The sequence below is a fragment of the Solirhodobacter olei genome (assembly GCF_004010155.1).
Lineage (GTDB): Bacteria > Pseudomonadota > Alphaproteobacteria > Rhodobacterales > Rhodobacteraceae > Solirhodobacter > Solirhodobacter olei.
Genome location: NZ_RRYH01000015.1, coordinates 159,523 through 181,587 on the forward strand (window position 1 = coordinate 159,523; position 22,065 = coordinate 181,587).

Annotated in this window: 22 protein-coding genes and 1 tRNA gene; 10 read left to right on the plus strand and 13 right to left on the minus strand. The window is 66.1% G+C overall.

Annotation, left to right across the window (positions count from 1 at the left end):
- Positions 1-165 precede the first annotated feature (165 nt).
- From EIP85_RS12520 to EIP85_RS12535, 4 genes are all read right to left on the minus strand, one after another.
- Positions 166-240: transfer RNA gene (locus tag EIP85_RS12520), tRNA-Val, on the minus strand.
- Positions 241-437: 197 nt separating this feature from the next.
- A complete protein-coding gene (lon, locus tag EIP85_RS12525) occupies positions 438-2,846 on the minus strand; it encodes an endopeptidase La (RefSeq protein WP_127902522.1) in 2,409 nt (802 codons plus the stop codon).
- Between the two features lie 180 nt (positions 2,847-3,026).
- Positions 3,027-3,704: an acyl-homoserine-lactone synthase gene (locus tag EIP85_RS12530; protein WP_127902523.1), complete on the minus strand. Its 678-nt coding sequence runs from the start codon at positions 3,702-3,704 to the stop codon at positions 3,027-3,029.
- A gap of 131 nt (positions 3,705-3,835) precedes the next feature.
- A complete protein-coding gene (locus tag EIP85_RS12535) occupies positions 3,836-4,432 on the minus strand; it encodes a helix-turn-helix transcriptional regulator (RefSeq protein ID WP_127902524.1) in 597 nt (198 codons plus the stop codon).
- Between the two features lie 206 nt (positions 4,433-4,638).
- Here EIP85_RS12535 and EIP85_RS22785 point away from each other — a divergent pair, with 206 nt between their 5' ends.
- On the plus strand, positions 4,639-5,055 hold the full coding sequence (locus EIP85_RS22785) for an autoinducer binding domain-containing protein (RefSeq protein ID WP_164871719.1): 417 nt from the start codon (positions 4,639-4,641) through the stop codon (positions 5,053-5,055).
- A 42-nt stretch (positions 5,056-5,097) separates the two neighbouring features.
- Here EIP85_RS22785 and tgt read toward each other — a convergent pair whose 3' ends face one another.
- Positions 5,098-6,228: a tRNA guanosine(34) transglycosylase Tgt gene (gene tgt / locus EIP85_RS12545; protein WP_127902526.1), complete on the minus strand. Its 1,131-nt coding sequence runs from the start codon at positions 6,226-6,228 to the stop codon at positions 5,098-5,100.
- Positions 6,229-6,436: 208 nt separating this feature from the next.
- On the opposite strand from tgt, the gene EIP85_RS12550 reads away from it, so the two are divergent.
- The 5 genes from EIP85_RS12550 (at position 6,437) to EIP85_RS12570 (ending at position 9,356) form a co-directional block, all read left to right on the plus strand.
- Complete coding sequence (locus EIP85_RS12550) at positions 6,437-6,802, plus strand: SUF system Fe-S cluster assembly protein (RefSeq protein ID WP_127902527.1); 366 nt, start codon at positions 6,437-6,439, stop codon at positions 6,800-6,802.
- Positions 6,803-7,164: 362 nt separating this feature from the next.
- On the plus strand, positions 7,165-7,515 hold the full coding sequence (locus EIP85_RS12555; protein WP_127902528.1) for a HesB/IscA family protein: 351 nt from the start codon (positions 7,165-7,167) through the stop codon (positions 7,513-7,515).
- Positions 7,515-7,895, plus strand: a complete 381-nt coding sequence (locus tag EIP85_RS12560) for a TfoX/Sxy family protein (RefSeq protein ID WP_127902529.1) — start codon at positions 7,515-7,517, stop codon at positions 7,893-7,895. The genes EIP85_RS12555 and EIP85_RS12560 overlap by 1 nt, the downstream gene beginning before the upstream one ends.
- Positions 7,896-7,968: 73 nt before the next feature.
- The gene (gene tpiA, locus EIP85_RS12565; protein ID WP_127902530.1) at positions 7,969-8,721 is read left to right on the plus strand and encodes a triose-phosphate isomerase; all 753 of its coding nucleotides are present in this window, start codon (positions 7,969-7,971) and stop codon (positions 8,719-8,721) included.
- Positions 8,722-8,846: 125 nt separating this feature from the next.
- Positions 8,847-9,356 carry a MarR family winged helix-turn-helix transcriptional regulator gene (locus tag EIP85_RS12570; RefSeq protein ID WP_164871720.1) on the plus strand — a complete coding sequence of 170 codons (510 nt, stop codon included), beginning with the start codon at positions 8,847-8,849 and terminating at the stop codon, positions 9,354-9,356.
- Between the two features lie 145 nt (positions 9,357-9,501).
- Here the strand turns inward: EIP85_RS12570 and EIP85_RS12575 are convergent, their stop codons facing one another.
- From EIP85_RS12575 to EIP85_RS12585, 3 genes are all read right to left on the minus strand, one after another.
- The gene (locus EIP85_RS12575; RefSeq protein WP_127902531.1) at positions 9,502-9,930 is read right to left on the minus strand and encodes a VOC family protein; all 429 of its coding nucleotides are present in this window, start codon (positions 9,928-9,930) and stop codon (positions 9,502-9,504) included.
- A gap of 62 nt (positions 9,931-9,992) precedes the next feature.
- Positions 9,993-11,354: a tetratricopeptide repeat protein gene (locus EIP85_RS12580; RefSeq protein ID WP_127902532.1), complete on the minus strand. Its 1,362-nt coding sequence runs from the start codon at positions 11,352-11,354 to the stop codon at positions 9,993-9,995.
- A 5-nt stretch (positions 11,355-11,359) separates the two neighbouring features.
- Complete coding sequence (locus EIP85_RS12585; protein ID WP_127902533.1) at positions 11,360-12,262, minus strand: hypothetical protein; 903 nt, start codon at positions 12,260-12,262, stop codon at positions 11,360-11,362.
- A gap of 198 nt (positions 12,263-12,460) precedes the next feature.
- Here EIP85_RS12585 and thyX point away from each other — a divergent pair, with 198 nt between their 5' ends.
- Positions 12,461-13,366 (plus strand): FAD-dependent thymidylate synthase, encoded by a 906-nt coding sequence (gene thyX, locus EIP85_RS12590; protein ID WP_127902534.1) that lies wholly within the window; start codon positions 12,461-12,463, stop codon positions 13,364-13,366.
- Positions 13,367-13,438: 72 nt separating this feature from the next.
- Here thyX and EIP85_RS12595 read toward each other — a convergent pair whose 3' ends face one another.
- The 4 genes from EIP85_RS12595 to EIP85_RS12610 all read right to left on the minus strand — a co-directional run bounded on the left by EIP85_RS12595 (position 13,439) and on the right by EIP85_RS12610 (position 18,130).
- Positions 13,439-13,930: an REP-associated tyrosine transposase gene (locus tag EIP85_RS12595; protein WP_127902535.1), complete on the minus strand. Its 492-nt coding sequence runs from the start codon at positions 13,928-13,930 to the stop codon at positions 13,439-13,441.
- A 95-nt stretch (positions 13,931-14,025) separates the two neighbouring features.
- Complete coding sequence (gene parE, locus EIP85_RS12600; protein ID WP_127902536.1) at positions 14,026-15,978, minus strand: DNA topoisomerase IV subunit B; 1,953 nt, start codon at positions 15,976-15,978, stop codon at positions 14,026-14,028.
- Between the two features lie 148 nt (positions 15,979-16,126).
- Positions 16,127-16,450: an arsenate reductase family protein gene (locus tag EIP85_RS12605; RefSeq protein WP_127902537.1), complete on the minus strand. Its 324-nt coding sequence runs from the start codon at positions 16,448-16,450 to the stop codon at positions 16,127-16,129.
- A gap of 249 nt (positions 16,451-16,699) precedes the next feature.
- Positions 16,700-18,130, minus strand: coding sequence for a Glu/Leu/Phe/Val family dehydrogenase (locus tag EIP85_RS12610; protein WP_127902538.1), 1,431 nt, complete (start codon positions 18,128-18,130; stop codon positions 16,700-16,702).
- 362 nt (positions 18,131-18,492) lie between these two features.
- Here EIP85_RS12610 and EIP85_RS12615 point away from each other — a divergent pair, with 362 nt between their 5' ends.
- The 3 genes from EIP85_RS12615 to EIP85_RS12625 are packed head-to-tail and all read left to right on the plus strand — an operon-like array spanning position 18,493 to position 21,326.
- A complete protein-coding gene (locus tag EIP85_RS12615; protein ID WP_127902539.1) occupies positions 18,493-20,193 on the plus strand; it encodes a TadE/TadG family type IV pilus assembly protein in 1,701 nt (566 codons plus the stop codon).
- Positions 20,190-20,738 (plus strand): TadE/TadG family type IV pilus assembly protein, encoded by a 549-nt coding sequence (locus tag EIP85_RS12620; protein WP_127902540.1) that lies wholly within the window; start codon positions 20,190-20,192, stop codon positions 20,736-20,738. Before EIP85_RS12615 ends, EIP85_RS12620 begins: the two co-directional genes overlap by 4 nt.
- Before the next feature lie 3 nt (positions 20,739-20,741).
- Entirely contained in the window at positions 20,742-21,326 is a 585-nt protein-coding gene (locus tag EIP85_RS12625) for a hypothetical protein (RefSeq protein ID WP_127902541.1), read from the plus strand.
- 95 nt (positions 21,327-21,421) lie between these two features.
- On the opposite strand, the gene EIP85_RS12630 is transcribed toward EIP85_RS12625, so the two are convergent.
- On the minus strand, positions 21,422-22,009 hold the full coding sequence (locus tag EIP85_RS12630) for a TetR/AcrR family transcriptional regulator (protein WP_127902542.1): 588 nt from the start codon (positions 22,007-22,009) through the stop codon (positions 21,422-21,424).
- Positions 22,010-22,065 lie beyond the last annotated feature (56 nt).

Genomic DNA, 22,065 nt, shown 5'->3' on the forward strand with positions numbered 1-22,065 from the left:
TGGGTAGCTCGACTTTGATGCGTCCGACGGAGAGCGAATCCCCTACCCCTCGGCCCGAATTCCGCCTCTTCGCGAACTCCGTTTTGGGTAACATTTCGGGATAGTTTGGGTAACATTTGGGCCCCTCCCGGGGCCCAAATTGTCTTATTTTACTGGAAAGTGTAATGGTGGGTGATAACGGATTTGAACCGCTGACATCTTCGATGTGAACGAAGCGCTCTACCGCTGAGCTAATCACCCGTCGGCGGGGGTCATAGCCGCAGACGACGGCCTCCGCAAGAGGGTCGTGGCGGGAAATGGCGGATGGCCGGGGGGCGGTGCGGTGTGCGGGCGGGGGCGGGCATTGGTGCGCAATGAATGCGCACCCTACGGGGGCGGGGTGGCCAAAGGAAAAGGGCGCGCCGGGGGCGCGCCCTTCGATTTTCCGTCCGGACCGCTCAGTGGGCGGTGGCGCCGGGGGCCTCGGCCGCCTTGGCGCGGGCGGCGGCGGCTGCCGCCTCCTCGGCCGCCTCGTCCCATTCGACGGGCTCGGGCATCCTGACCAGCGCCTGTTTCAGCACCTCGCGGACATGGGCCACGGGGATGATCTCCAGCCCCGATTTCACGTTGTCGGAGATCTCGGCGAGATCCTTGGCGTTCTCCTCGGGGATCAGCACGGTCTTGATGCCGCCGCGATGCGCCGCCATCAGCTTCTCCTTCAGCCCGCCGATCGGCAGCACGTTGCCGCGCAGCGTCACCTCGCCCGTCATAGCCACGTCCTTGCGAACTGGGATGCCGGTCAGCACCGAGACGATGGAGGTCACCATCGCCACGCCGGCGCTCGGCCCGTCCTTCGGCGTCGCGCCTTCGGGAACGTGGACGTGGATGTCCACCGTTTCGAACTTCGGCGGCTTGATGCCGAGCTGGGGCGCGATCGAGCGCACGAAGCTCGACGCCGCGTCGATCGACTCCTTCATCACGTCGCCGAGCTTGCCGGTGGTCTTCATCCGCCCCTTGCCGGGCAGTTTCAGCGCTTCGATCGACAGAAGCTCGCCACCCACGCTGGTCCAGGCGAGGCCGGTGACGACACCGATCTGGTCTTCCTTCTCGGCGAGGCCATAGCGGAACTTCTTGACGCCGAGGAATTCCTCAAGGTTTTCAGGCGTGACCGTGACGGTCTTCACCTTGCCCTTGATGATCTCGGTCACCGCCTTGCGGGCGAGCTTGGCGATCTCGCGTTCGAGGTTCCGCACCCCCGCCTCGCGGGTGTAGGTGCGGATCATCTCCATCAGCGCCTCGTCGGTGAGGGTGAACTCGGCCTTCTTCAGACCGTGCGCCTTCACCTGCTTGGCGACGAGATGCTGCTTGGCGATCTCGCGCTTCTCGTCCTCGGTGTAGCCGGCCAGCGGGATGATCTCCATCCGGTCCATCAGCGGGCCCGGCATGTTGTAGGAGTTGGCCGTGGTCAGGAACATCACGTTGGAGAGGTCGTATTCGACCTCCATGTAATGGTCCGAGAAGGTGGCGTTCTGTTCCGGGTCGAGCACCTCGAGCATGGCGGAGGCCGGATCACCACGGAAGTCCTGGCCCATCTTGTCGATCTCGTCGAGCAGGATGAGGGGGTTGGTGGTCTTGGCCTTCTTCATCGCCTGGATGATCTTGCCGGGCATGGAGCCGATATAGGTCCGCCGGTGGCCGCGGATCTCCGCCTCGTCCCGGACACCGCCGAGCGAGATGCGGATGAACTCGCGCCCCGTCGCCCGCGCGACCGAGCGGCCGAGCGACGTCTTGCCCACGCCGGGCGGGCCGACGAGGCAGAGGATCGGGCCCTTCATCTTCGTCGCCCGCGCCTGAACGGCCAGGTATTCGACGATGCGCTCCTTGACCTTCTCAAGCCCGTAGTGATCGGCGTCGAGCACCTCCTGGGCCTTGTTGAGGTCCTTCTTCACGCGCGACTTGGTGCCCCACGGGATCGACAGCATCCAGTCGAGGTAGTTGCGGACCACCGTGGCCTCGGCCGACATCGGCGACATGGCCTTGAGCTTCTTCAGCTCGGCATCCGCCTTGTCGCGGGCCTCCTTGGAGAGCTTGACGGCGTTGATGCGCTCCTCGAGTTCGGCGATCTCGCCGCCGTCCTCGCCCTCGCCGCCGAGTTCCTTCTGAATGGCCTTCATCTGCTCGTTCAGATAGTACTCGCGCTGGGTCCGCTCCATCTGGCTCTTGACGCGGGTCTTGATCTTCTTCTCGACCTGCAGGACCGACATCTCGCCCTGCATCAGGCCATAGACCTTCTCCAGACGCTCGGCCACGTCGAGGGTTTCCAGAAGCTCCTGCTTCTGGGCCACTTCGATGCCGAGGTGCCCTGCGACGAGATCGGCCAGCTTGGCCGGTTCGCGGGTGTCCGAGACGGCGGTGAGCGCCTCCTCGGGAATGTTCTTCTTCACCTTGGCGTAGCGTTCGAATTCCTCGCCGACGGAGCGCAGGAGTGCTGCCACCGCGGCCTCGTCGCCGGGAAGCTCGGTCAGAAGCTCGGCCTTGGCCTCGAAGAATTCGTCATTCGACAGGTATTCGGTGATGCGGACGCGGGCCTTGCCCTCGACCAACACCTTCACGGTGCCGTCGGGCAGCTTCAGAAGCTGCAGGACATTGGCAAGCACGCCGGCCTTGTAGATGCCGTCGGCGGTCGGATCGTCCACCGCGGGATCGATCTGCGAGGACAGCAGAATCTGCTTGTCCTCCTTCATGACCTCTTCCAGCGCCCGGACGGATTTCTCGCGGCCCACGAAGAGCGGCACGATCATGTGCGGAAACACCACGATATCGCGCAGCGGCAGGACCGGATAGCTGGGGGCAAGAGACTCAAACATGCGGGTTCCTTTCTCTGGCGGAAGGCGGCGGCCCCATCGATCGGCGGCCCGGCGCGTTCCCCATCTCGCCACAATATCTGGGGCACCCGCCCCAGGCTTTCAACCACACCAAATCACGGCCGTGTCATAGAATGCCCCCGGCCGCAACCGGGGGCAAGCGACAAGCCGGCGGGAGGCGGATCACTGCGCCATCACGGCCATGGCAGGGGCCCGCGCGGGGACGCGAGCGGGAGCGAAGGGCGCGGGCGCGCGGGCCGGGCGCCGAAGCCCCAACCCCTTCACCGCGGGCATGGCGAGAACGGCATAGCGCCGCCCGTCGCCGCAGTCGTGGAACGGCTCGCCGATCCGCTCGGCCGGCCAGCCGAGCTGGCGCAGCGTCCGCATCAGCGTGATCGGCGACAGCGAGATCAGCCGCTCCGCCCCGGCGCGATGCGCGGTGGCGGCCAGCCCTTCGACGATGAGGCCGAGGGCGTGGGCGCGCTCCGCCTGGGTGGTAAGCGCGTCGGAGAGTACCAGCCGCGTGCATTCCCAGACCGAGGGGCTGCGGATCTCGCCCGGGAGCACGCCCGAGGGGATATCTGGCAGCTTGCCCGCGACCGCGTCGCGCAGCATGTAGCTGTGCGGCCCCCAGCTGGCCGTGGTCGGCATGCAGCGCGCGCCGCCCACCACCGCGCCGTCCAGCAGGGCCAGCGAGTAATGCGCCATCGGGTTGTCATACTGGTCCATTTCGACCGCCTCGTTATGCGGAATGTCCCAGCCCAGGCCATCGACGAAGAAGCGTTTGCGCAGCTTCAGATAGTCGTAGAACGCCGGGCCGTGGCGGTGAAGGTCAGACAGGTCGAAGGTCACGTTTTCCATGGGGTCATCCTCCAGGTTGCACAACCTGAATTAGAACACCCCAAGCAACAGTTGAAAAATACAGATCGTATTGTTTCCGGAACGAGGGCCAATAACGCCGCCCTGCCCCGCGGCCCGGCGCGCCGCCGCGATCAGATCAGCCCGGCCGTTGCGGCGAGCGAGACGGCATGGCTTGCGTTGCGGGCGTTGAGCTTGGCGCGGGCGTTCTTCAGCCTTTGCTTGATCGCCCCCTCCGTCACCCCAAGCTCGCCCGCGATCTCGCGCAGCTTCATGCCGGACTTGACCATGCGCAGCACCTCCAGCTCCGCCCGTGTGAGGTTGGAGGGCGGGGCGAGATCGACATGCATCTTCACCAGCTTCCGCGCGATCAGTGCGATCTCCAGATCGGTGAATTCTCGATCCTCCCGGGCGAAGGAGCCGAAGCTGCGCTGGACCTCCGGGTCCACCCCGCCGCAGACCGCCACAAGGCCGAAATTCAGCCCGAAGCGCCGCGCGGCTGGCAGAACGCCGCGCGGATCGGGGGTTGCGATCTCGCTCCAGCGGATCGCGCCGGTATTGTCATAGGCCCAGCGGATCACCGGATCGTCGAGCATCAGGCCGTTGCGGGTATAGTGGTCGACCCAGGATGCGGGCAGCGCGTTTTCCTCTGCCAGCGGGAAGGCGAAGCCGAGGCGGATGGCGATGTAATGGCCTGCCGGAGCCAGCTCAGCAAAGGAGATCTCATCCAATGGATGAGTCGACAGCTGCGAGCCTCTCGAATAGTCTTGGATCAGCCTTACCACCTTGGCGTGTCTTGCACGGTCTCGTCCTGATATGTCACGGAACCGTGTCAGGCGAAAGAGTGGGGGCGACAATGGAACGGCAGGCCAGGATTGGTGAGAGTCTCGGACGACTCCGGGATGCACATCCGGCCGGCTTCGCAATCGCCTTGCACGTGAAATATAGTGCGCCGCAATACCTGTTCCAAGCCTACGATTCGGAGTGGATCGACACTTACACCCGCCATGGGATGGTGCTGCGCGACCCGACGGTGCGCTGGGGCTTCGCCAACACCGGCGCCATTCGGTGGAGCAAGCTTGTCGATCCCGAGGGAGCGCCGGAGGGGGCGGAGGTGCTGCGCCTCGCCGCCGAGCATGGGCTGCGCTACGGCTTCACGCTGGCGGTGGAGGAAAAGGGGTCGCGCAGCATCGCCAGCTTCGCGCGCCCCGATCGCGAGGCGACGGATGACGAGATCGCCAGGGCGGAGGCGGAGCTGACCGAGCTGCATGTGCTGACCCGCGACCTCCACCAGCTGACCCCGGCCTTCCATGCCGCACTGAAGCAGATGTCGATATTCCTGACCCGGAGCTGAGGCCCCGGGCGGGACGGCCCCGCCGCCCCTCCCTGCCCCGGATCAGAGCGGTTCGATGTCGCCCTCGGCGCGCTCTGCCTCGAACGCCGCCACGAAGGCCTCGAGCCGCCCCGCGGCGATGGCGCCGCGCAGACCGGCCATCAGCTCCTGGAAATAATGCAGGTTGTGCCAGGTCATCAGCATGGAGGAGAGGATCTCCCCCGCGCGGTAGATGTGGTGCAGGTAGGCGCGCGAGTAGCTGCGGCAGGCCGGGCAGGAACAGGCCTCGTCCAGCGGGCGGGGATCGTCCATGTGGCGGGCGTTCTTGATGTTCACCACGCCGCGGCGGGTGAAGGCCTGCCCGGTGCGGCCCGAGCGCGAGGGCAGCACGCAGTCCATCATGTCGATGCCGCGCACCACCGCGCCGACGATATCGTCCGGCTTGCCCACGCCCATCAGGTAGCGCGGCTTGTCCTGGGGCAGCATGTCGGGGGCGTAGTCGAGCACTCCGAACATCGCCTCCTGCCCCTCGCCCACGGCGAGACCGCCGACCGCGTATCCGTCGAACCCGATCCTGGTCAGCGCCTCGGCGCTTTCGGCGCGCAGGTCCCGCGTCACGCCGCCCTGCTGGATGCCGAAGAGCGCGTGGCCCGGCCGGTCGCCGAAGGCCGCGCGCGAGCGTTCGGCCCAGCGCATCGAGAGGCGCATGGAGCGGGCGACCTCCGCCTCGGTCGCGGGCAGCGCGGGGCATTCGTCGAAGCACATCACGATGTCCGAGCCGAGGAGGCGCTGGATCTCCATGCTGCGCTCGGGGCTGAGCATGTGCTCGGACCCGTCAATATGGGATTTGAAGCGAACGCCGTCCTCGTTCATCTTGCGCAGGCTGGCGAGACTCATCACCTGGAAGCCGCCGGAATCGGTAAGGATCGGGCGCTGCCAGTTCATGAAGGCATGGAGCCCGCCCAGCCGGTCGATCCGCTCGGCGGTCGGGCGCAGCATCAGGTGATATGTGTTGCCCAGCAGGATATCGGCGCCGGTGGCGCGGACGCTTTCGGGCTGCATCGCCTTCACCGTGCCGGCGGTGCCGACCGGCATGAAGGACGGGGTGCGGATCTCGCCCCGCGGGGTATGGATCACCCCGGTGCGGGCCTTGCCGTCCCGTGCCTTGATCTCAAACGAAATGCCCTCGGCCATCTCCGCGCCCTCCGAAACCGCGCCCTCATGCGCCATTCCGGCCGGAAAGCCAAGGCCACCGCCGGGCCGGCGCCTCCCGCCGCCCCCTTTGCCCCCCCCCGAAGATTTGACCGGAGGGCGGCGGGGATCAGGGGGCGAGGCGCCGCCGGCTCTGGACCCGTCCTCATAATTCCCTATATAATCGGTCAACAACCCGCGCGAGTGAGATATGACTGCCCAGCCGCAAGACACCATCGAGGGGGCTCCCCTGATCCAGCCATCCTCGACCGAGCATCCACTTTATGATGACGTCGTAGGCGCTTGCCGGACGATCTTCGACCCCGAGATCCCGGTGAACATCTACGACCTGGGCCTCGTCTACACGATCCGCATCTCGGACGAGAACGAGGTCGACGTGATTATGACGCTGACCGCGCCGGGCTGCCCGGTGGCGGGCGAGATGCCGGCCTGGGTCAGCGACGCGGTCGAGGCGCTGCCGGGGGTCAAGGAAGCCCGGGTGGAGCTGACCTTCGACCCGCCCTGGGGCATGGAGATGATGTCCGAGGAAGCCCGGCTCGAGCTTGGTTTCATGTAAGTCCTCCGCCCGGCCGGGTCGGGGCGTTTCCAGACATGAGGACATTTGGAGCGGCGCCTTGCGGGTGTCGGGCGAAATGTCCGGTTTGTGGTATTTTGCGGCAGCATCGGGGCAAAAGTGGGTCCCATTTGGTCGCAATTTTTCATCCGCTCGCGCAACCGTCGCGCCCAAAGGTGCGCAATGAATGCGCACGCTACGCGGAGAGGAGGGTCGGGGGCCGTCCGCGGGTGGGGGCTGGCCCTGCGGGCTATGCCCGCGGTTATCGGGCCAGGGACTGGAATGGTGAGGCCGCGCCTCGCGCTCCCCCCTTGAGAATTGGGCCGGAGCGGCCTAACTTGAGCGAAAGAGACAGGAATTCGCAGATGTTCGGTATCCCCGGCAAACAGGCCGTCACCCTTACCCCCGCAGCCGCCGCGCAGATCACGCGCCTGATGACGCGTGACGGGGCTCAGGGCCTGCGCATCGGCGTCAAGAAGGGCGGCTGCGCGGGCATGGAATACACCATGGATTTCGCAGCCGAAATCGACCCGCTCGACGAGATCGTGGAGCAGGACGGCGCGCGTGTGATGATCGCGCCGATGGCCCAGATGTTCCTTTTCGGCACCGAGATCGACTACGAGACCACGCTCATCGACTCCGGCTTCCGCTTCAAGAACCCCAATGTGGTTGAAAGCTGCGGCTGCGGCGAGTCGGTGAAATTCGCCGACCAGTGATGGCGACCGATCCGGAACTTCTGGATCACGTCCTCGACCTTTTCTCCGGGCTTGGCCGCGTCACCACGGCGCGGATGTTCTCCGGCACCGCGCTTTACGTCGAGGGCGACGTGATGTTCGCCGTCGTGATCAGCGATACCGTCTACATGAAATCCGACGCCGCCACCGCCCCGGCCTATGCCGAGGCGGGCGCCCTGCCCTTCAGCTATGACGACAGGAACGGGCGACACAAGGTGACAAGCCTCCTGTCGCTGCCCGAAAGCGCCATGGACGATGCCGAGGAGGCGCTGGCCTGGGCCCGCCTCTCGCTGCCGCCGGCGCGTGCCGCGGCGGCGGTGAAGCGCCGCCAGAAGGCACGCAAAGCCGCGGCACGTCGCTGATGCGACGCCGCAGGCCCTTCCGTGGCGCCCGGTTTGCCGGTATCCCGAAGACCAAACCGCCAGGGAGGACGGAATGACCGCAACCCGCAAGCTCGCCGCAGGCAATTGGAAGATGAATGGCACGGCAGCGTCCCTCGTCGAGATCGAGAAGCTGCTGGAAACCCATCCCGAGCCCGGCTGCGAGATGCTGATCTGCCCGCCCGCCACGCTGATCGCGCAGACCGCCTGGCGCTGCCGCGACAAGCATCTGAAGATCGGCGGGCAGGATTGCCATTGGGAGAGCGCGGGCGCCCATACCGGCGACATCTCCGCCGCGATGCTGGCCGATGCCGGGGCCTCCTATGTCATCCTCGGCCATTCCGAGCGGCGCAGCGATCACGGCGAGACGGATATCGAGGTCGCCGTCAAGACCCGGGCGGCCTGGGGCGCGGGGCTTGCCGCCGTGGTCTGCGTCGGCGAGACGGAACGGCAGCGCGACCTCGGGACCACGCTCGTCGTGGTGGGCGGGCAGCTCGATACCTCGCTGCCGGAGGGCTGCACGGCGGGCAATCTCGTCGTCGCCTACGAACCCGTCTGGGCGATCGGCACCGGGCGCACCCCGACGCTGGCCGAGATCGCGGAGGTGCATGATTTCATCCGCGCCGCGCTGGAGCGCCGCTTCGGAGCCGAGGGCGCGGGCGTGCGCATCCTCTATGGCGGCTCGGTGAAACCCTCTAACGCTGCGGAGATCTTCGCGGTCTCGAACGTCGACGGGGCGCTGGTCGGCGGGGCTTCGCTGAAGGCCGCGGATTTCGGCGCGATCGTCGACGCGCTGTCGGCCGCCTGAGGCTGCCCCCCCCCCCGCCCCCCCGGCAGGCACCGGCGGGGCGATCCCGGCCAAATTGTCTCGACTTAACCCAATCTTCGGGATTTCCGCCGACTCTGCCGAGGTGACCCCCGGCGGAGACGACGATGAGCATCCATACCCCCCTTTCCGCGCCGGAGACGGGCGCGGCAGAGCCGGGCCTGATGGCCGGCTACCTGGAAAGCCTCGCGCTGCTCGAGCGGCTGCACCGGCTGCTTCTCGACGTGGTGAAGGACGAATTTGAACGGCTCGGCATCCTGGAGATCAACGCCGTGCAGGCGCTCCTGCTGTTCAACATCGGCGAGAACGAGGTGACGGCGGGCGAGCTGAAGACGCGCGGCTACTACCAGGGCTCCAACGTCAGCTACAACCTGAAGAAGCTGGTGGATCTGGGCTACATGCACCACCAGCGCTCGGAAATCGACCGCCGGTCGGTCCGGGTTCGGCTGACCGAGAAGGGCCATGACATCCGGCGGGTGGTGTCCGAGCTGTTCGCCCGCCATGCGGAGGGGATCTCGGCCAGGAACCTGCTCGGCGTGGCGGCGGTGGAGGAGATCAACACGGCCCTGAAACGGATGGAGCGCTACTGGACTGATCAGATCCGCTACATCTACTGAGGCGCCGTGCCGGGGCGGGCAGATGGCAAGGCGCGGACGCACGAGCCGGTGAACGGTCGGGCGGAGACGCGGCGGCGGAGAAACGGGCACGTGGCGGAACGGGCGGGCGGCGGGGATCCCTCCGCCCGGCCCGGGATCTATCGGCCTACCAGTGGCCGATGTTCTCCATGCTGGCCCAGGGCTCGGCCTTTTCCTTGGCGCCGCCCTTCTGCAGGATCTCGATCGAGATGTTGTCGGGCGAACGCACGAAGGCCATGCGGCCGTCGCGCGGCGGGCGGTTGATCGTCACGCCATGCTCCATCAGGTGGGCGCAGGTGGCGTAGATGTCGTCCACCTCATAGGCAAGGTGGCCGAAATGGCGGCTGTCGGAGGGCAGCCCCTCGTCGCCGTCCCAGTTGTAGGTCAGCTCTACCGGGCAGTCCTCCTGCCCCTCCGGCGCCATGAAGAGGAGCGTGAACCGGCCGCCCTCGTTCTCGTAACGGCGGGTCTCCTTGAGGCCGAGGAGCTCGAAGAACGCCTTGGATTTCTCCAGGTCCAGCACGCGGACCATGGTGTGCAGGTAGCGGATCGTCATCGCCTCTCCCTTTCTTGCTTGACCGGCGGAGATATAGCACGCCCGCCGGCGGGGGCGAGGGGTCAGAAGGTCGAACGGACGCCGACCACCACCCCGAAGTTCCGCGTCTCGTAAAGGCTGACGTTGGAATGGACGCGGCTCAGCTCCAGCGTGAGACTGGGCGAAAAGCCCATGTATTGTACCCGGTCGAAGACCATGGTCAGGCTTGCCGTCACCCCGGTGTCGCTGCGCCCGTTCGTGGAGAACGGGAAGAAGCCGTAGCGGCTGTGCTGCATCTGTAGCGCGGCGCCAATCCGCACGCCACGTATCGGCCGCGCCTTGTCCCAGGTGACCTGGGCGAAGACCATGTTGTGGTCGATCTCGATGTTCTTCGAATGCGTGTCCTGATCGCCGACCGTGACCTGCAGCCGGTCGCCGTTCCTCAGCCGCCAGGTCAGCCCGGCCGAGCCTGTCGTCACCACTGCCGAGCGCGAGAAGACATCGGCGCGCAGCTGCCGTTGCAGCCCGAGATCGGCCCCGAAGGTGACGCTGGGCGAAAGGGGCCGCTGCACCCCCACCCCGCCGGCGATGTAGTCCGACAGCACGTTCCCGCCGTACCAGTTGCGCCCCAGCGTGGCGCTCCAGTGATAGACCGCCAGCGATTTGACCGAGGCGCGGATCTGCTGGGAAAACCCGATCTCGACATCGGAATAATCGTAGTCCGATCCCTTGGCGTTCGGCGCCTGCCTCCGCGCGCTGGAAGACAGCCAGTTATGCGTCTGAACCGCCGAAAAGCGCAGCGATGACAGGGTGTTGGTGCTCGGCCGGAAGCGATAGGTCGCCGTCGCGCCAAGCGAGCCGACCAGCCCGGACAGCGCCCGCGCGTCGCCCGACAGGATGAAGGGCAGGCCGAAGATCGTCATCGTCGAGTTGGCACTGCCGCCGTTGACGTTGGAGGACGGCTGCAGCGAGGCGTCGATCTTGAAGGCCCAATGGCTGTGCGAGCGCACGTAGCGCAGACCGGCCACCGCGGCTGCCTTGTCGCGGTCGTTCGGGGCCAGCTGAATCGCCCGGCGCAGCCAGAACTGCGAGGCCGTCCTGTAGCCCGAGGACGACAGCACCTGCGACCGCACCATGGCCGCGTCGAAGCGCTGCTGCGGCGTCTTCGCCTCGCGCCAGGCCTGCCGCGCCGCCTCGCGCGCCTCGGGCATCTTGTTGAGCCTGGCCGAAGCCCGGGCCATCACCAGAAGCGCGGTGAAATCATGCGGATCGCGCTTCAGAAGCCCCGTCGCCAGCGACCAGGCCAGCGGCGCATCACCGGCATTAAGCGCCTTGATCGCGAGGACACGCGATTGCTCGATCGTTAAGGTCAGCGTCTTCGCAGAGGCAGTGACGGCAGACAGGGCAAACGTCGCAACCAGTGCGCCTGCCGCCAGGCATTTCATCACACTCACGGGCAGGGCACACCCGTTCCGGGGGAAACGCAGGTGCCTGTGAACGCGCCGTGTTCGACCAAAGTCGAGTTGCCGTTGATCGGGTTGAAAACCATTACGCCGGCAATATCGCTGACATTGGTGCCGCCGAGGGCCCCACCATAGGTACCGGCGGATGTGGTCACTGAGGGATAATAGGTCACGGTTCCTTCGAAGGTCCCATCAGAAGCGATCGATGTCGCCTTTAAAGCCAACTGATCGCTTAACGTCAGCCCCGAGCCAGAATCCACCACCGTATGATTCTTCAGTCCGCCGTTGATCGTATTGGTGGTGAAATCGGCAGTCATCTGGATGTCGCCGCTCGTCCGATAGGCCTGAACCGGCGTAGTGACTGAACCTCCGGCACCGGTGTTCAGGATGCCCGCGTATTTCCCTTGCCATTGCGCGATACCCGAAGTCGGCAGCACCACGCTTCCGCTCCGGCTGTAATAGGTGCCCGCGTAATAGGTCGCATACTGCCCGCCGTCGCCGACAACCCCCGCCTGAAGCACATTGTCGGAGGTCGCCGCGACAAGCGCCACGAACTTCCGGCTGAGAGAGCTGTCCTGCGTTGTAAATGCGCGGAAGCCGTTCACATCCAGACTGGCATCGCGTGTATAGACGGCGTTCACTGTCCCCGCATCGAGCGAATTGAGCTGCACGGTCAGCGTTCCCGCACCGGAATCTCCGTTCGGATCATAGGTGGCGCTGACGAGGTTCCCTGCAAGATCGGACGGCACCACGAGCCCGGTGGATGTGTTTGTGGTGGTCGACGTCGTCGAAGAGGTCGACGTGCTCGAGGTCGGCCCGCCGTTGTTCAAAGGGTTGCCGCCGCAGTTTGCCAAAACCAGAACGGCCGTCATTGCCCAGACCGATTTCATAACACTGCCCCATAAATATATACTTTTGCGAGAGTTTCCCGGCTTACCGCAATAAAGTCAAACCGGGCCTGACGACCGCCTGCAAAAATGCCCCCCGCGTGACCGAACTGCGACCCTACCGCATATCGCGGTTCCATCGCGCGGCTTACGCAATATAATGTGGCACTCGACTCATTCCCGCCCCGGAGACCGCGCCCCATGCCCCTGACGCCCGACCAGCTTGCCGAAATCGAGGCCGCCCGCGCCAACCCGCAGCCCACACTTCGCGCCGTCTCTGCGGGGATGGAGGCGCAGCTTTACCGCGCGCATGAGGTGCTCGACCACGGCTTCGTCAGGGTGATCGACTATATGGGCGACGACGCGGCCATCGTGCAGGCGGCGCGGGTTTCCTACGGGGCGGGGACCAAGCATGTCTCGAACGACGAGGGGCTGATCCGCTACCTGATGCGGCACTGGCATTCGACCCCGTTCGAGATGTGCGAGGTGAAGTTCCACGTCAAGCTGCCGGTCTTCGTCGCGCGCCAGTGGATCCGCCACCGCACCGCGAACGTCAACGAATACTCCGCCCGCTACTCGATCCTCGACCGGGAGTTCTACATCCCCGAACCGGCGGCGCTGGCGGCGCAGTCGACCGTCAACAACCAGGGCCGGGGCGAGGTTCTGGCGGGCGAGGAGGCGGCGCGGGTGCTGGCCTGGCTGAAATCCGACGCGGCGCAGGCCTATGACCATTACGAGGCGATGCTGAGCCAGGAGGGGCAGCAGGGCCTCGCGCGCGAGCTGGCGCGGATGAACCTGCCGGCGAACATCTACACGCAGTGGTACTGGAAGATCGACCTGCACAACCTCTTCCATTTCCTGCGGCTCCGGGCAGACGCCCATGCGCAATACGAGATCCGGATCTATGCCGAGGCGATGGCGAAGCTGGTGGCCGACTGGGTGCCGCTCGCCTTCCGCGCCTTCGAGGATTACCGGATGGGCGGCGTGACGCTCTCGGCCAAGGCGGTGGATTGCGTGAAGCGGATGCTGAAGGGCGAAGAGGTGACGCAGGAGACGAGCGGCATGAGCAAGGGCGAGTGGCGGGAGTTTCAAGCCGCGATCGGGTGAGGATAACTCGCCCGTAGGGTGTGCATTCATTGCGCACCTTTGCGCGCCCAGGCAATGCTCAACCCATTGTAATCATTTCGGAAGGTGCGCAATGAATGCGCACCCTACGTCGCGGTGGTACGAGGAATGGGGCCAGTCGGCCGGATCCTCGACAAGGCCGTGTTTCACCGGGTTGAACCAGCAATAGCGCATGTGCACCTCCCAATCCGCGGGATCGCGGATGTGGTGTTCCCAGAACCTCCGCTGCCAGATCCCGTGCTCGCGCCGGGCGGCGTGGCTGCGCCGCCGGCGGACCCCCGGCATGGCGCGGGAGAAGCGGGCCTTGATGACCTGCCAGCGCCGGGAATAGTCCGCATCGCCCTCCGGCAGGCTCCAGAGGCAATGCAGGTGATCGGGCAGGACCACCCAGGCGTCGATCCCGAAGGGCCTCTCTGCCCGTGTGCGGCGCACCGCGTCGCGCAGCGCGTCGACCTGGCGCAGCAGAAGGTCCGACCCGCGGTCGGCAAGCGCGACGGTGAAGAAGACGCGGGCGCCGGGCTGGCTCGGCCGAAGATAGCGCGACATGCGCCGATCTTGGGGGCGGGATGGTTAAGGGAAGGTTAATCCGGCGTTCGGCCGGGTGGTGCGCAATGAATGCGCACCCTACAGCGGGGGGCCGGTCAGATATCCAGCTCCTCCACGAACCGGGCGTTCTCCTGGATATACTGGAACCGCAGCTCCGGTTTCTTGCCCATCAGGCGCTCGACGAGGTCCCCGGTCTCGCCCGGCTCCTCCTCGTTGATGGTGACGCGGATCAGCTTGCGGGTCGCCGGGTCCATCGTCGTTTCCTTCAGGTCCTTGGCGTCCATCTCGCCCAGGCCCTTGAAGCGGCTGACCTCGATCTTGCCCTTGCCGCCGAGGCCCTTGGCCAGCCAGGCCTCCTTCTCCGCCTCGTCGAGGCAGTAGACGCGCTTGGCGCCCTGCGTCAGCCGGAACAGCGGCGGGCAGGCGAGGTAGAGGTGCCCGCGGTCGATCAGCGGGCGCATCTGGGTGAAGAAGAAGGTCATCAGGAGCGAGGCGATATGCGCGCCGTCGACGTCGGCGTCGGTCATGATGATGACCTTGTCGTAGCGCAGATCCTCGATGTTGAAGCGCGTGCCGAGGCCGACGCCGAGGGCCTGGCAGAGGTCGTTGATTTCCTGGTTCTGCCCCATCTTCGCCGATGCCGCCCCGAGCACGTTGAGGATCTTGCCCCGGAGCGGCAGCAACGCCTGGGTTTCGCGGTTGCGCGCGGCCTTGCCGGAGCCGCCGGCACTGTCGCCCTCAACGATGAACAATTCGGTACCGCTGCGGTTGGTGGCCGAGCAGTCGGTCAGCTTGCCGGGCAGGCGCAGCTTCTTGGTGGCGGTTTTCCGTTGGGTTTCCTTCTCTTGCCGGCGGCGGAGGCGTTCTTCCGCCCTCAGCACGAGGAAGTCGAGGATGGCGCCGGCGGCCTTGGTGTCGGCGGCGAGCCAGTTGTCGAAATGGTCGCGGACGGCGCCCTCGACGAGGCGGGCGGCCTCGGTCGTGGCCAGCCGGTCCTTGGTCTGGCCGACGAATTCCGGCTCCGCGATGAAGCAGGAGACCAGCGCACAGCCCCCGGTCAGCAGGTCGTCACGGGTGATTTGCGCGGCTTTCCGGTTACTTACCAGCTCGCCATAGGCGCGGATGCCCTTCAGTATGGCGGACCAGAAGCCCTGCTCATGCGTGCCGCCCTCCGGGGTGGGGACGGTGTTGCAGTAGCTCTGCGTGAAGCCGTCGACCGAGGGCGACCAGTTGATCGCCCATTCGACCTGGCCGGGGACGTTGTATTTCTCGGTGAAGGACACCCGGCCCGCGAAGGGGCGATCGGCGTAAGTCGCTGCTTTTCCGAGGGTTTCCGAGAGGTAATCGGCGAGGCCACCGGGGAAGTGGAAGGTCGCCTCCATCGGCGTGTCGCCGTCCTCGACGGCGGATTTCCAGCGGATCTCGACACCCGAGAACAGATAGGCCTTCGAGCGGGCCATCTTCAGCAGGCGGGCGGGCTTGAACCGGTGGTGGCCGAAGATCTCCGGATCCGGGTGGAAGGTCGTCGTGGTGCCGCGGCGGTTCGGGGCCGGGCCGATTTTCTGCAGCGGCCCCAAGGGCTTGCCGCGCGAGAAGCTTTGCGAGAAAAGCTCGCGGTTGCGGGCGACCTCGACCGTCAGGCTGTCGGAGAGGGCGTTGACGACGGAGGCGCCGACGCCGTGCAGACCGCCCGAGGTCTGGTAGGATTTGCCGGAGAACTTACCGCCGGCGTGCAGCGTGCAGAGGATCACCTCCAGCGCCGATTTGCCGGGGAACTTGGGGTGCGGATCGACCGGGATGCCACGGCCGTTGTCCTTGATCGTAATGGAAAAATCGGCGTGAAGCTCGACCTCGATGCGGGTGGCGTGGCCGGCCACGGCCTCGTCCATGGAGTTGTCGAGCACCTCGGCGACGAGATGGTGCAGCGCGCGGTCGTCGGTGCCGCCGATATACATGCCGGGGCGCTTGCGGACAGGCTCCAGCCCCTCCAGAACCTCAATGGAATCAGCGTTGTAGTCGGAGGACGCGGCGCTCAGCAGGTCGTTCATTCAGGGGCCCTTGCTTGGCTAATGGGCGATTAGACCACCGATGGGGCCTTACCGCAAGGTCTTGGGGGGCGGCGGGGCTTCGGCACAAATACCGTAAGAGCACCGTATTCGCACCATTCCGGCACCGTTTTATACCGCCGCCGGCGGGCTAGAGCCAGACCGCCTGCGCCGCCGCATCCCAGCCGAGCGTCATCTTCCCGCCGTCGCGGATCAGCGGGCGCTTCATCAGCGTCGGGTGTTCGAGAAGCTGCGCCTCGGGCTCGCTTTCCCGCATCCAGTCCGAGAGGCCGCGCCAGGTGGGGGAGTTGCGGTTGATGATGCCGGGGCCGAACTCCGCGATCAGCGGCGCCCAGTCCTCGGCCGTCATCGCCGGGGCGCGGAGATTGCGGAACTCGACCGTGTGCCCGGCGTCGGCGAGGGCCTTGAGCGCCTTGCGGCAGGTGTCGCAGGTGGGGATGCCGTAAAGGATCACGAAACACCTCATCGTGTTTGGTTGGATTCGGCCGGCCGGCAGCGGCGGCGGGTCGGGAGACTGTAAGGGAGGCAGAGGCTGGCCGCGACCGGGAAATTGCCGCTGGCGCTGGCGGGCAGGCTCCCAAGGCCGTTCGGGACGACCGGGGCGTTCCGGATGAATTTGCGGCGGCGGTGGGAGGTGGATCTAGCCCGTTCGGTCGGCCGAAGGTGAGAAGGGCGCGCCGAAGCGCGCCCTGCCCTGCCTGGGTCAGAGACCCTTCGAGCGGTAGCTCTTCGCCACGCGGTCGATCGCGACGATGTAGGCCGCCACGCGCAGGTCGGTCACGTCGTTGCGGCCGTGCCAGATCTCCCGCATCGCGCCATAGGCGGTGCGCATCGTGTCGTCGAGGCCGGAGCGGACCAGCTCCAGCTCCCCTGCCCCGTGCAGGTACTTCTCCTTGAAACCGGGAGAGAGCGACCAGCCGAGGCCCTTTTCGGCCGAGAGCCGCTCCAGCTCGTCGATCAGCAGCTGGTGGCGGGATTCCTCCTGCCTCCGCTGCATCCGGCCGAAGCGGATATGGCCGAGGTTTTTCACCCATTCGAAATAGGAGACCGTCACCCCCCCGGCATTGGCGAACATGTCGGGGATGATGACCGCGCCCTTCTTGCGCAGGATCTCGTCCGCGCCGAAGGTGATCGGCCCGTTCGCCGCCTCGATGATCACCGGGGCCTTCACGCGGTCGGCGTTGTGGAGGTTGATCACCCCTTCCATCGCCGCCGGGATCAGGATGTCGCAGTCGCTTTCCATCAGCACCGCGCCGTTCTCGACGTAGGTGGCCTCCGGATAGTCCTTCACCCCGCCATGGGTGACGATCCAGTCCTTGACGCTTTGCACGTCGAGGCCGTTCTCGTCCCAGAGGCCGCCGTCATGCTCGATGATGCCGATGATCTTGCAGCCGTCCTCGCGCTGCAGGAACAGCGCCGCGTGATAGCCGACGTTGCCGAGGCCCTGCACCACCACGCTCTTGCCGTCGAGATCGCCGGAAAGCCCGCAGGCGCGACGTTCTTCCGGGTAGCGGAAATATTCGCGCAACGCGAACTGGACACCGCGGCCCGTGGCCTCGACCCGGCCCTGGATACCGCCGGCGTTGATCGGCTTGCCGGTGACGCAGGCGCGGGAGTTGATGTCCGTCGTGTTCATCCGCGCGTACTGGTCGACGATCCAGGCCATCTCGCGTTCGCCCGTGCCCATGTCGGGGGCGGGCACGTTCTGCGAGGGGTTGATGAGGTCGCGCTTGATCAACTCGTAGGCGAAACGGCGGGTGATCTGCTCGAGCTCGTGTTCCTCGTATTGCCGCGGGTCGATGCAGAGCCCGCCCTTGGAGCCGCCGAAGGGCGCCTCGACCAGCGCGCATTTGTAGCTCATCAGCGCGGCCAGCGCCTCGACCTCGTCCTGGCTGACGTTGCCGGCGTAGCGGATCCCGCCCTTGACCGGCTCCATGTGCTCGGAATGGACGGATCGATAGCCGGTGAAGGTCTCGATCTTGCCGCGCAGGCGGACGCCGAAGCGCACGGTATAGGTGGAATTGCAGACCCTGATCTTCTGCTCCAGCCCCGGCGACAGGTCCATCAGCGCCACGGCGCGGTTGAACATCATGTCGACTGACTCGCGGAAACTGGGTTCGCCCGGTGCGGCCATCTCTCTCTCCCCTGATGCCACCGGCGTGGGCTGCCGGCGCTGGGGCGAGCTTATGTCCGATCGGCTTCCGCGCCCACCCCCCCAATGCGGGGCGCGGGCGATTCGGGCGGCCGGCAAGGTTAACGAGGGCGTGAGCGGCCGCAGGACGAACCGTGGACGAAACTCCGCGATTGCGCGCCGAGCCGGAAACAATCCCACGGGACCGGCCGGAACTGTCGGGCGATTACCCCGGGCCTGACACATTTCAGGCCAGATGCGCCTCAATTCCGCCCAATGCGAAGGGGTATCCACGATTCACCCCCGCGCGCTTGGCCTGTCTGCCGGCGTGGGGCCGGTTTGAACGGAAACAGGATGTGATCGACATGATGAGCCCGACGCACCTCCTCCGCCTTCACGCGGCGCCGCGGCGCCTCGCCTCCACGCTGTCGCGTTTCGCGCGCGGCGAGGCCGGGACGATGACGATCTTCGGCATCTACCTGGCGGTGCTGATCCTGATGATCGGCGGGATCGCGGTCGACGTGATGCGGTCGGAATCGGTGCGCACGAAGGTGCAGAACGTCGAGGACACCGCGGTGCTGGCGGCGACCAACCTCAACCAGTCGCTCGACCCGACCGCCGTGGTGAAGGATTACTTCGCCAAGGCGGACATGACGAAATACCTCAAGTCGGTGCATGTCACCTCCAGCGCGACCTCGCGCACGGTGACCGCCCACGCGACGACGACGCTGCCGACCTTCTTCATGAAGCTCGAGGGCATCGACACGCTGACCACCAACAACGCCTCCACCGCGGTGCAGAGCATCGGCAACGTGGAGATCTCGCTGGCGCTCGACAACTCCGGCTCGATGGCGCAGGCGATCACCACCTCCTGCTCCTCGAAGCAGTACAACAACTACGGCGGCTGGGGGAACTGCACCAGCGAGAGCAAGATCGATGCGCTGAAGACGGCGGCGAGCGACTTCGTCGATACGATGTTCAACAATTCCGAGCCGGGGACGGTCACCATGTCGATCATCCCCTACGACTCGCATGTGAACATCGGGCCGGACCTGCTGAAATACCTCAACGTCACGCAGGAGCAGACCAAGACGAAATGCGTCGACTTCACCGCGGCGGCCTTCGACACCCCCTCGATCAGCCCGACGGCGCCGCTGCAGCGCACGGCCTTTGCCGACGAGGTGCACAACACCACCAATGTCACCGCCTCGCGGGTCGACTGCAATTCCGCGTCCTATCGCGACTCGCTTGTCTTCTCGTCCAGCCCGTCGGCGCTTAAGGCCGAGATCGGAGCGATGCAGGCGGGCGGCAACACCTCCATCGACAGCGGCGTGAAATGGGCCGCGGCGGCGCTTGATCCGGCCTGGCAGCCGGTCGTCGACCGCATGATCGCCAATGGCGAGCTGGCCTCGAGCTATGCCGGGCGGCCTGTGTCCTACAACGACAACTCCAACATGAAGGTGTTGATCGTGATGTCGGACGGCGAGAACACCGCCCGCTACCAGCTGAAGCCGGGCTACTACTCCGGCCCGTCGCATCTGTTCACGAATTCGGACGATCCGAACAACTACAGCTTCTACGACCCGACCCGGCCGCAGCCCTATTTCTGGACCGTCGACGACCAGTGGCACAACCTGCCCTATGCCAAGAACGGCGGCACCTATACCCGTTGCAGCTACTGGAGTTGCGGGACCTATACGGCGCAGGGCACCGCGACCGAGCTGAGCTATCCCCAGCTCTGGGCCAAGTGGAGCGTGCCCTATTTCCTGAACAACGTCATCGCGCCCGCCTATGGCAGCTACGCCGCCAATACCTGGTACAACAACATCGTCGATATCGAGGACCAGACCAGCATGGACAGCCATCTGCATGCGATCTGCTCGGCGGCCAAGGCCAAGGGCGTGCTGATCTACTCGATCGGGTTCCAGACGAGCACGCATGGCGCCGCGACGCTGACCGACTGCGCCAGCGCGCCCTCCTATTACTTCAATGCGCAGGGGACCGAGATCTCTGACGTCTTCGCCAAGATCGCGACCAGTATCCAGCACCTGAGGCTGACCCAATGATGGGCCGGGTGCTGAGCCTGCTAGCGCGTTTCGCGCGCGCCGCCCGGCGCGAGGAAGGCACCGCCACGGTGGAATTCGTGGTGATCTTTCCGCTGTTCATCGCGATCATGCTTCAGGCTTTCGAGGTCGGCTGGATCTCGATCCGCCAGACGATGCTGGAGCGCGCGCTGGACATCACCGTGCGCGAGCTGCGGCTGGGCCATTTGACCAATCCGACCAACGACAGCCTGCGCAACGAGATCTGCAGCCTGACGGCCGGCGTGATCCACAACTGCAGCCAGAACATGCTGGTGGAGCTGACGCCGATCGACACCTCCAGCTGGTCGCTGCCCTCGCCGCGTGCGACCTGCATCAACCGCGACGCGAAGATCCAGCCGGTGACCAAGGTGCAGGCCGGCAAGGGCGACCAGCTGATGATCATCCGCGCCTGCGCGATCATCAACCTGATGTTCCCGCTGGTCGGGGTCGGGCCGCATCTGACGGTGGATTCCTCGGGCGGGACCTCGATCGTCGCCTCCTCCGCATTCGTCAACGAGCCGGGCTGAGCCATGCGACAGATCCATATCACGCTCCGCCTCGCCCTGGCCCGCCTGCGCGGCTTTGCCGAGGACAACCGCGCCGCCGTCGCGGCCGAGGCGGTGATCGTGCTGCCCTTCGTCCTCTGGGCCTATCTCGCGACCTTCCAGTATTACGACGCCTTCGGAACGATCACCCGGAACCTGCGGGCAAGCTATACGATCGCCGACCTGATCTCGCGCGAGACCAATACGGTGACGCCGAGCTATATCCAGGGGCTGAACTCGCTTTACGGCTACCTGAACCGCAATCCGCCCGGGGTCTGGACGCGGGTGACCGAGGTCGGCTGGCAGCCGCCGCAGGGCAACAACCCGGGGCGCTATTACGTCAGCTGGTCCTATGCCACCAACGCCAACCCGGCGCTGACCAACACCACGCTGCAGAGCTTCGTGCCGAAGCTGCCCACCATCGTGTCCGGCGATACGCTGCTGATGGTGGAGACCCACATGCAGTACACCCCCCTCGTCAACTTCGTCGGGATGACCAAGTCGACCTTCAAGCAGCTTGTCATCACCCGGCCGCGGATCAGCCCGCAGATCGTCTTCTCCGCCTCGTAAGGGCGGTCGTCCGGCTCGGCATTCCCCCCACCCCCCGGCCCGAAACAGCGTCGCGCGGCGGGAAGGGTGCGCATCTACCGCGCGCCGCGGGTCTTTCAGGCGCCGACGGCCTTCAGGGCCATCTCGGCATAGATCGCCTCGACCTCGGCGCGGGCGAGGCGGCCGCCTTCGTGGTACCATTGCGTGACGCCGGTCAGCATGGCGATCAGCGCCATCGTGGCCAGCCGCGTGTCCGGGACGCGGAAGACGCCCGCCGCGACGCCGGCCTTCAGGATCTCCTCCAGCGCGTCCTCGTAGGCGTGGCGCAGGCGCTCGACGGCGGCGAAGTTCTCGGGGTTGAGGTTGCGCAGTTCCATGTAGGCCACGAAGACCTCCTCGGGCCGGTCGAGGTGGTAGCGCACGTGGAAGCGCGCGAAGGCGGCGAGACGCTCGGCGGGGGGCCCGGGCAAGGGCTCTGCGGCGAGCGCGGCCAGAAGTTCTTCCAGGTGGCTGCGCATCAGTTCGAACAGCAGGCTCTGCTTGTCGGGGGTGTAGAGGTAGAGCGCGCCGGCCTGCACCCCCACCCCGGCCGCGATCTGGCGCATCGAGACGGCGGCGAAGCCGTCGCGCGCGAACAGCGCGCGCGCCACCGCGCGGATGCGCGGGCCGGTGATCTCTCCATGCGAACCTGTTCGGCGGGCCATGAGCCGAGAGTGATATGAACGCGCGTTCAGTTCAAGGGGCGGCGGGCCTGCGCCGT

Bases quoted from the DNA above. Each gene is read 5' to 3' on its own strand.
- lon (WP_127902522.1), bottom strand. From the start codon at position 2,846: ATGTTTGAGTCTCTTGCCCCCAGCTATCCGGTCCTGCCGCTGCGCGAT.
- EIP85_RS12530 (WP_127902523.1), bottom strand. From the start codon at position 3,704: ATGGAAAACGTGACCTTCGACCTGTCTGACCTTCACCGCCACGGCCCG.
- tgt (WP_127902526.1), bottom strand. From the start codon at position 6,228: ATGGCCGAGGGCATTTCGTTTGAGATCAAGGCACGGGACGGCAAGGCC.
- EIP85_RS12550 (WP_127902527.1), top strand. From the start codon at position 6,437: ATGACTGCCCAGCCGCAAGACACCATCGAGGGGGCTCCCCTGATCCAG.
- EIP85_RS12555 (WP_127902528.1), top strand. From the start codon at position 7,165: ATGTTCGGTATCCCCGGCAAACAGGCCGTCACCCTTACCCCCGCAGCC.
- EIP85_RS12560 (WP_127902529.1), top strand. From the start codon at position 7,515: ATGGCGACCGATCCGGAACTTCTGGATCACGTCCTCGACCTTTTCTCC.
- tpiA (WP_127902530.1), top strand. From the start codon at position 7,969: ATGACCGCAACCCGCAAGCTCGCCGCAGGCAATTGGAAGATGAATGGC.
- EIP85_RS12570 (WP_164871720.1), top strand. From the start codon at position 8,847: ATGAGCATCCATACCCCCCTTTCCGCGCCGGAGACGGGCGCGGCAGAG.
- EIP85_RS12575 (WP_127902531.1), bottom strand. From the start codon at position 9,930: ATGACGATCCGCTACCTGCACACCATGGTCCGCGTGCTGGACCTGGAG.
- EIP85_RS12580 (WP_127902532.1), bottom strand. From the start codon at position 11,354: ATGAAATGCCTGGCGGCAGGCGCACTGGTTGCGACGTTTGCCCTGTCT.
- EIP85_RS12585 (WP_127902533.1), bottom strand. From the start codon at position 12,262: ATGAAATCGGTCTGGGCAATGACGGCCGTTCTGGTTTTGGCAAACTGC.
- thyX (WP_127902534.1), top strand. From the start codon at position 12,461: ATGCCCCTGACGCCCGACCAGCTTGCCGAAATCGAGGCCGCCCGCGCC.
- EIP85_RS12595 (WP_127902535.1), bottom strand. From the start codon at position 13,930: ATGTCGCGCTATCTTCGGCCGAGCCAGCCCGGCGCCCGCGTCTTCTTC.
- parE (WP_127902536.1), bottom strand. From the start codon at position 15,978: ATGAACGACCTGCTGAGCGCCGCGTCCTCCGACTACAACGCTGATTCC.
- EIP85_RS12610 (WP_127902538.1), bottom strand. From the start codon at position 18,130: ATGGCCGCACCGGGCGAACCCAGTTTCCGCGAGTCAGTCGACATGATG.
- EIP85_RS12615 (WP_127902539.1), top strand. From the start codon at position 18,493: ATGATGAGCCCGACGCACCTCCTCCGCCTTCACGCGGCGCCGCGGCGC.
- EIP85_RS12620 (WP_127902540.1), top strand. From the start codon at position 20,190: ATGATGGGCCGGGTGCTGAGCCTGCTAGCGCGTTTCGCGCGCGCCGCC.
- EIP85_RS12625 (WP_127902541.1), top strand. From the start codon at position 20,742: ATGCGACAGATCCATATCACGCTCCGCCTCGCCCTGGCCCGCCTGCGC.
- EIP85_RS12630 (WP_127902542.1), bottom strand. From the start codon at position 22,009: ATGGCCCGCCGAACAGGTTCGCATGGAGAGATCACCGGCCCGCGCATC.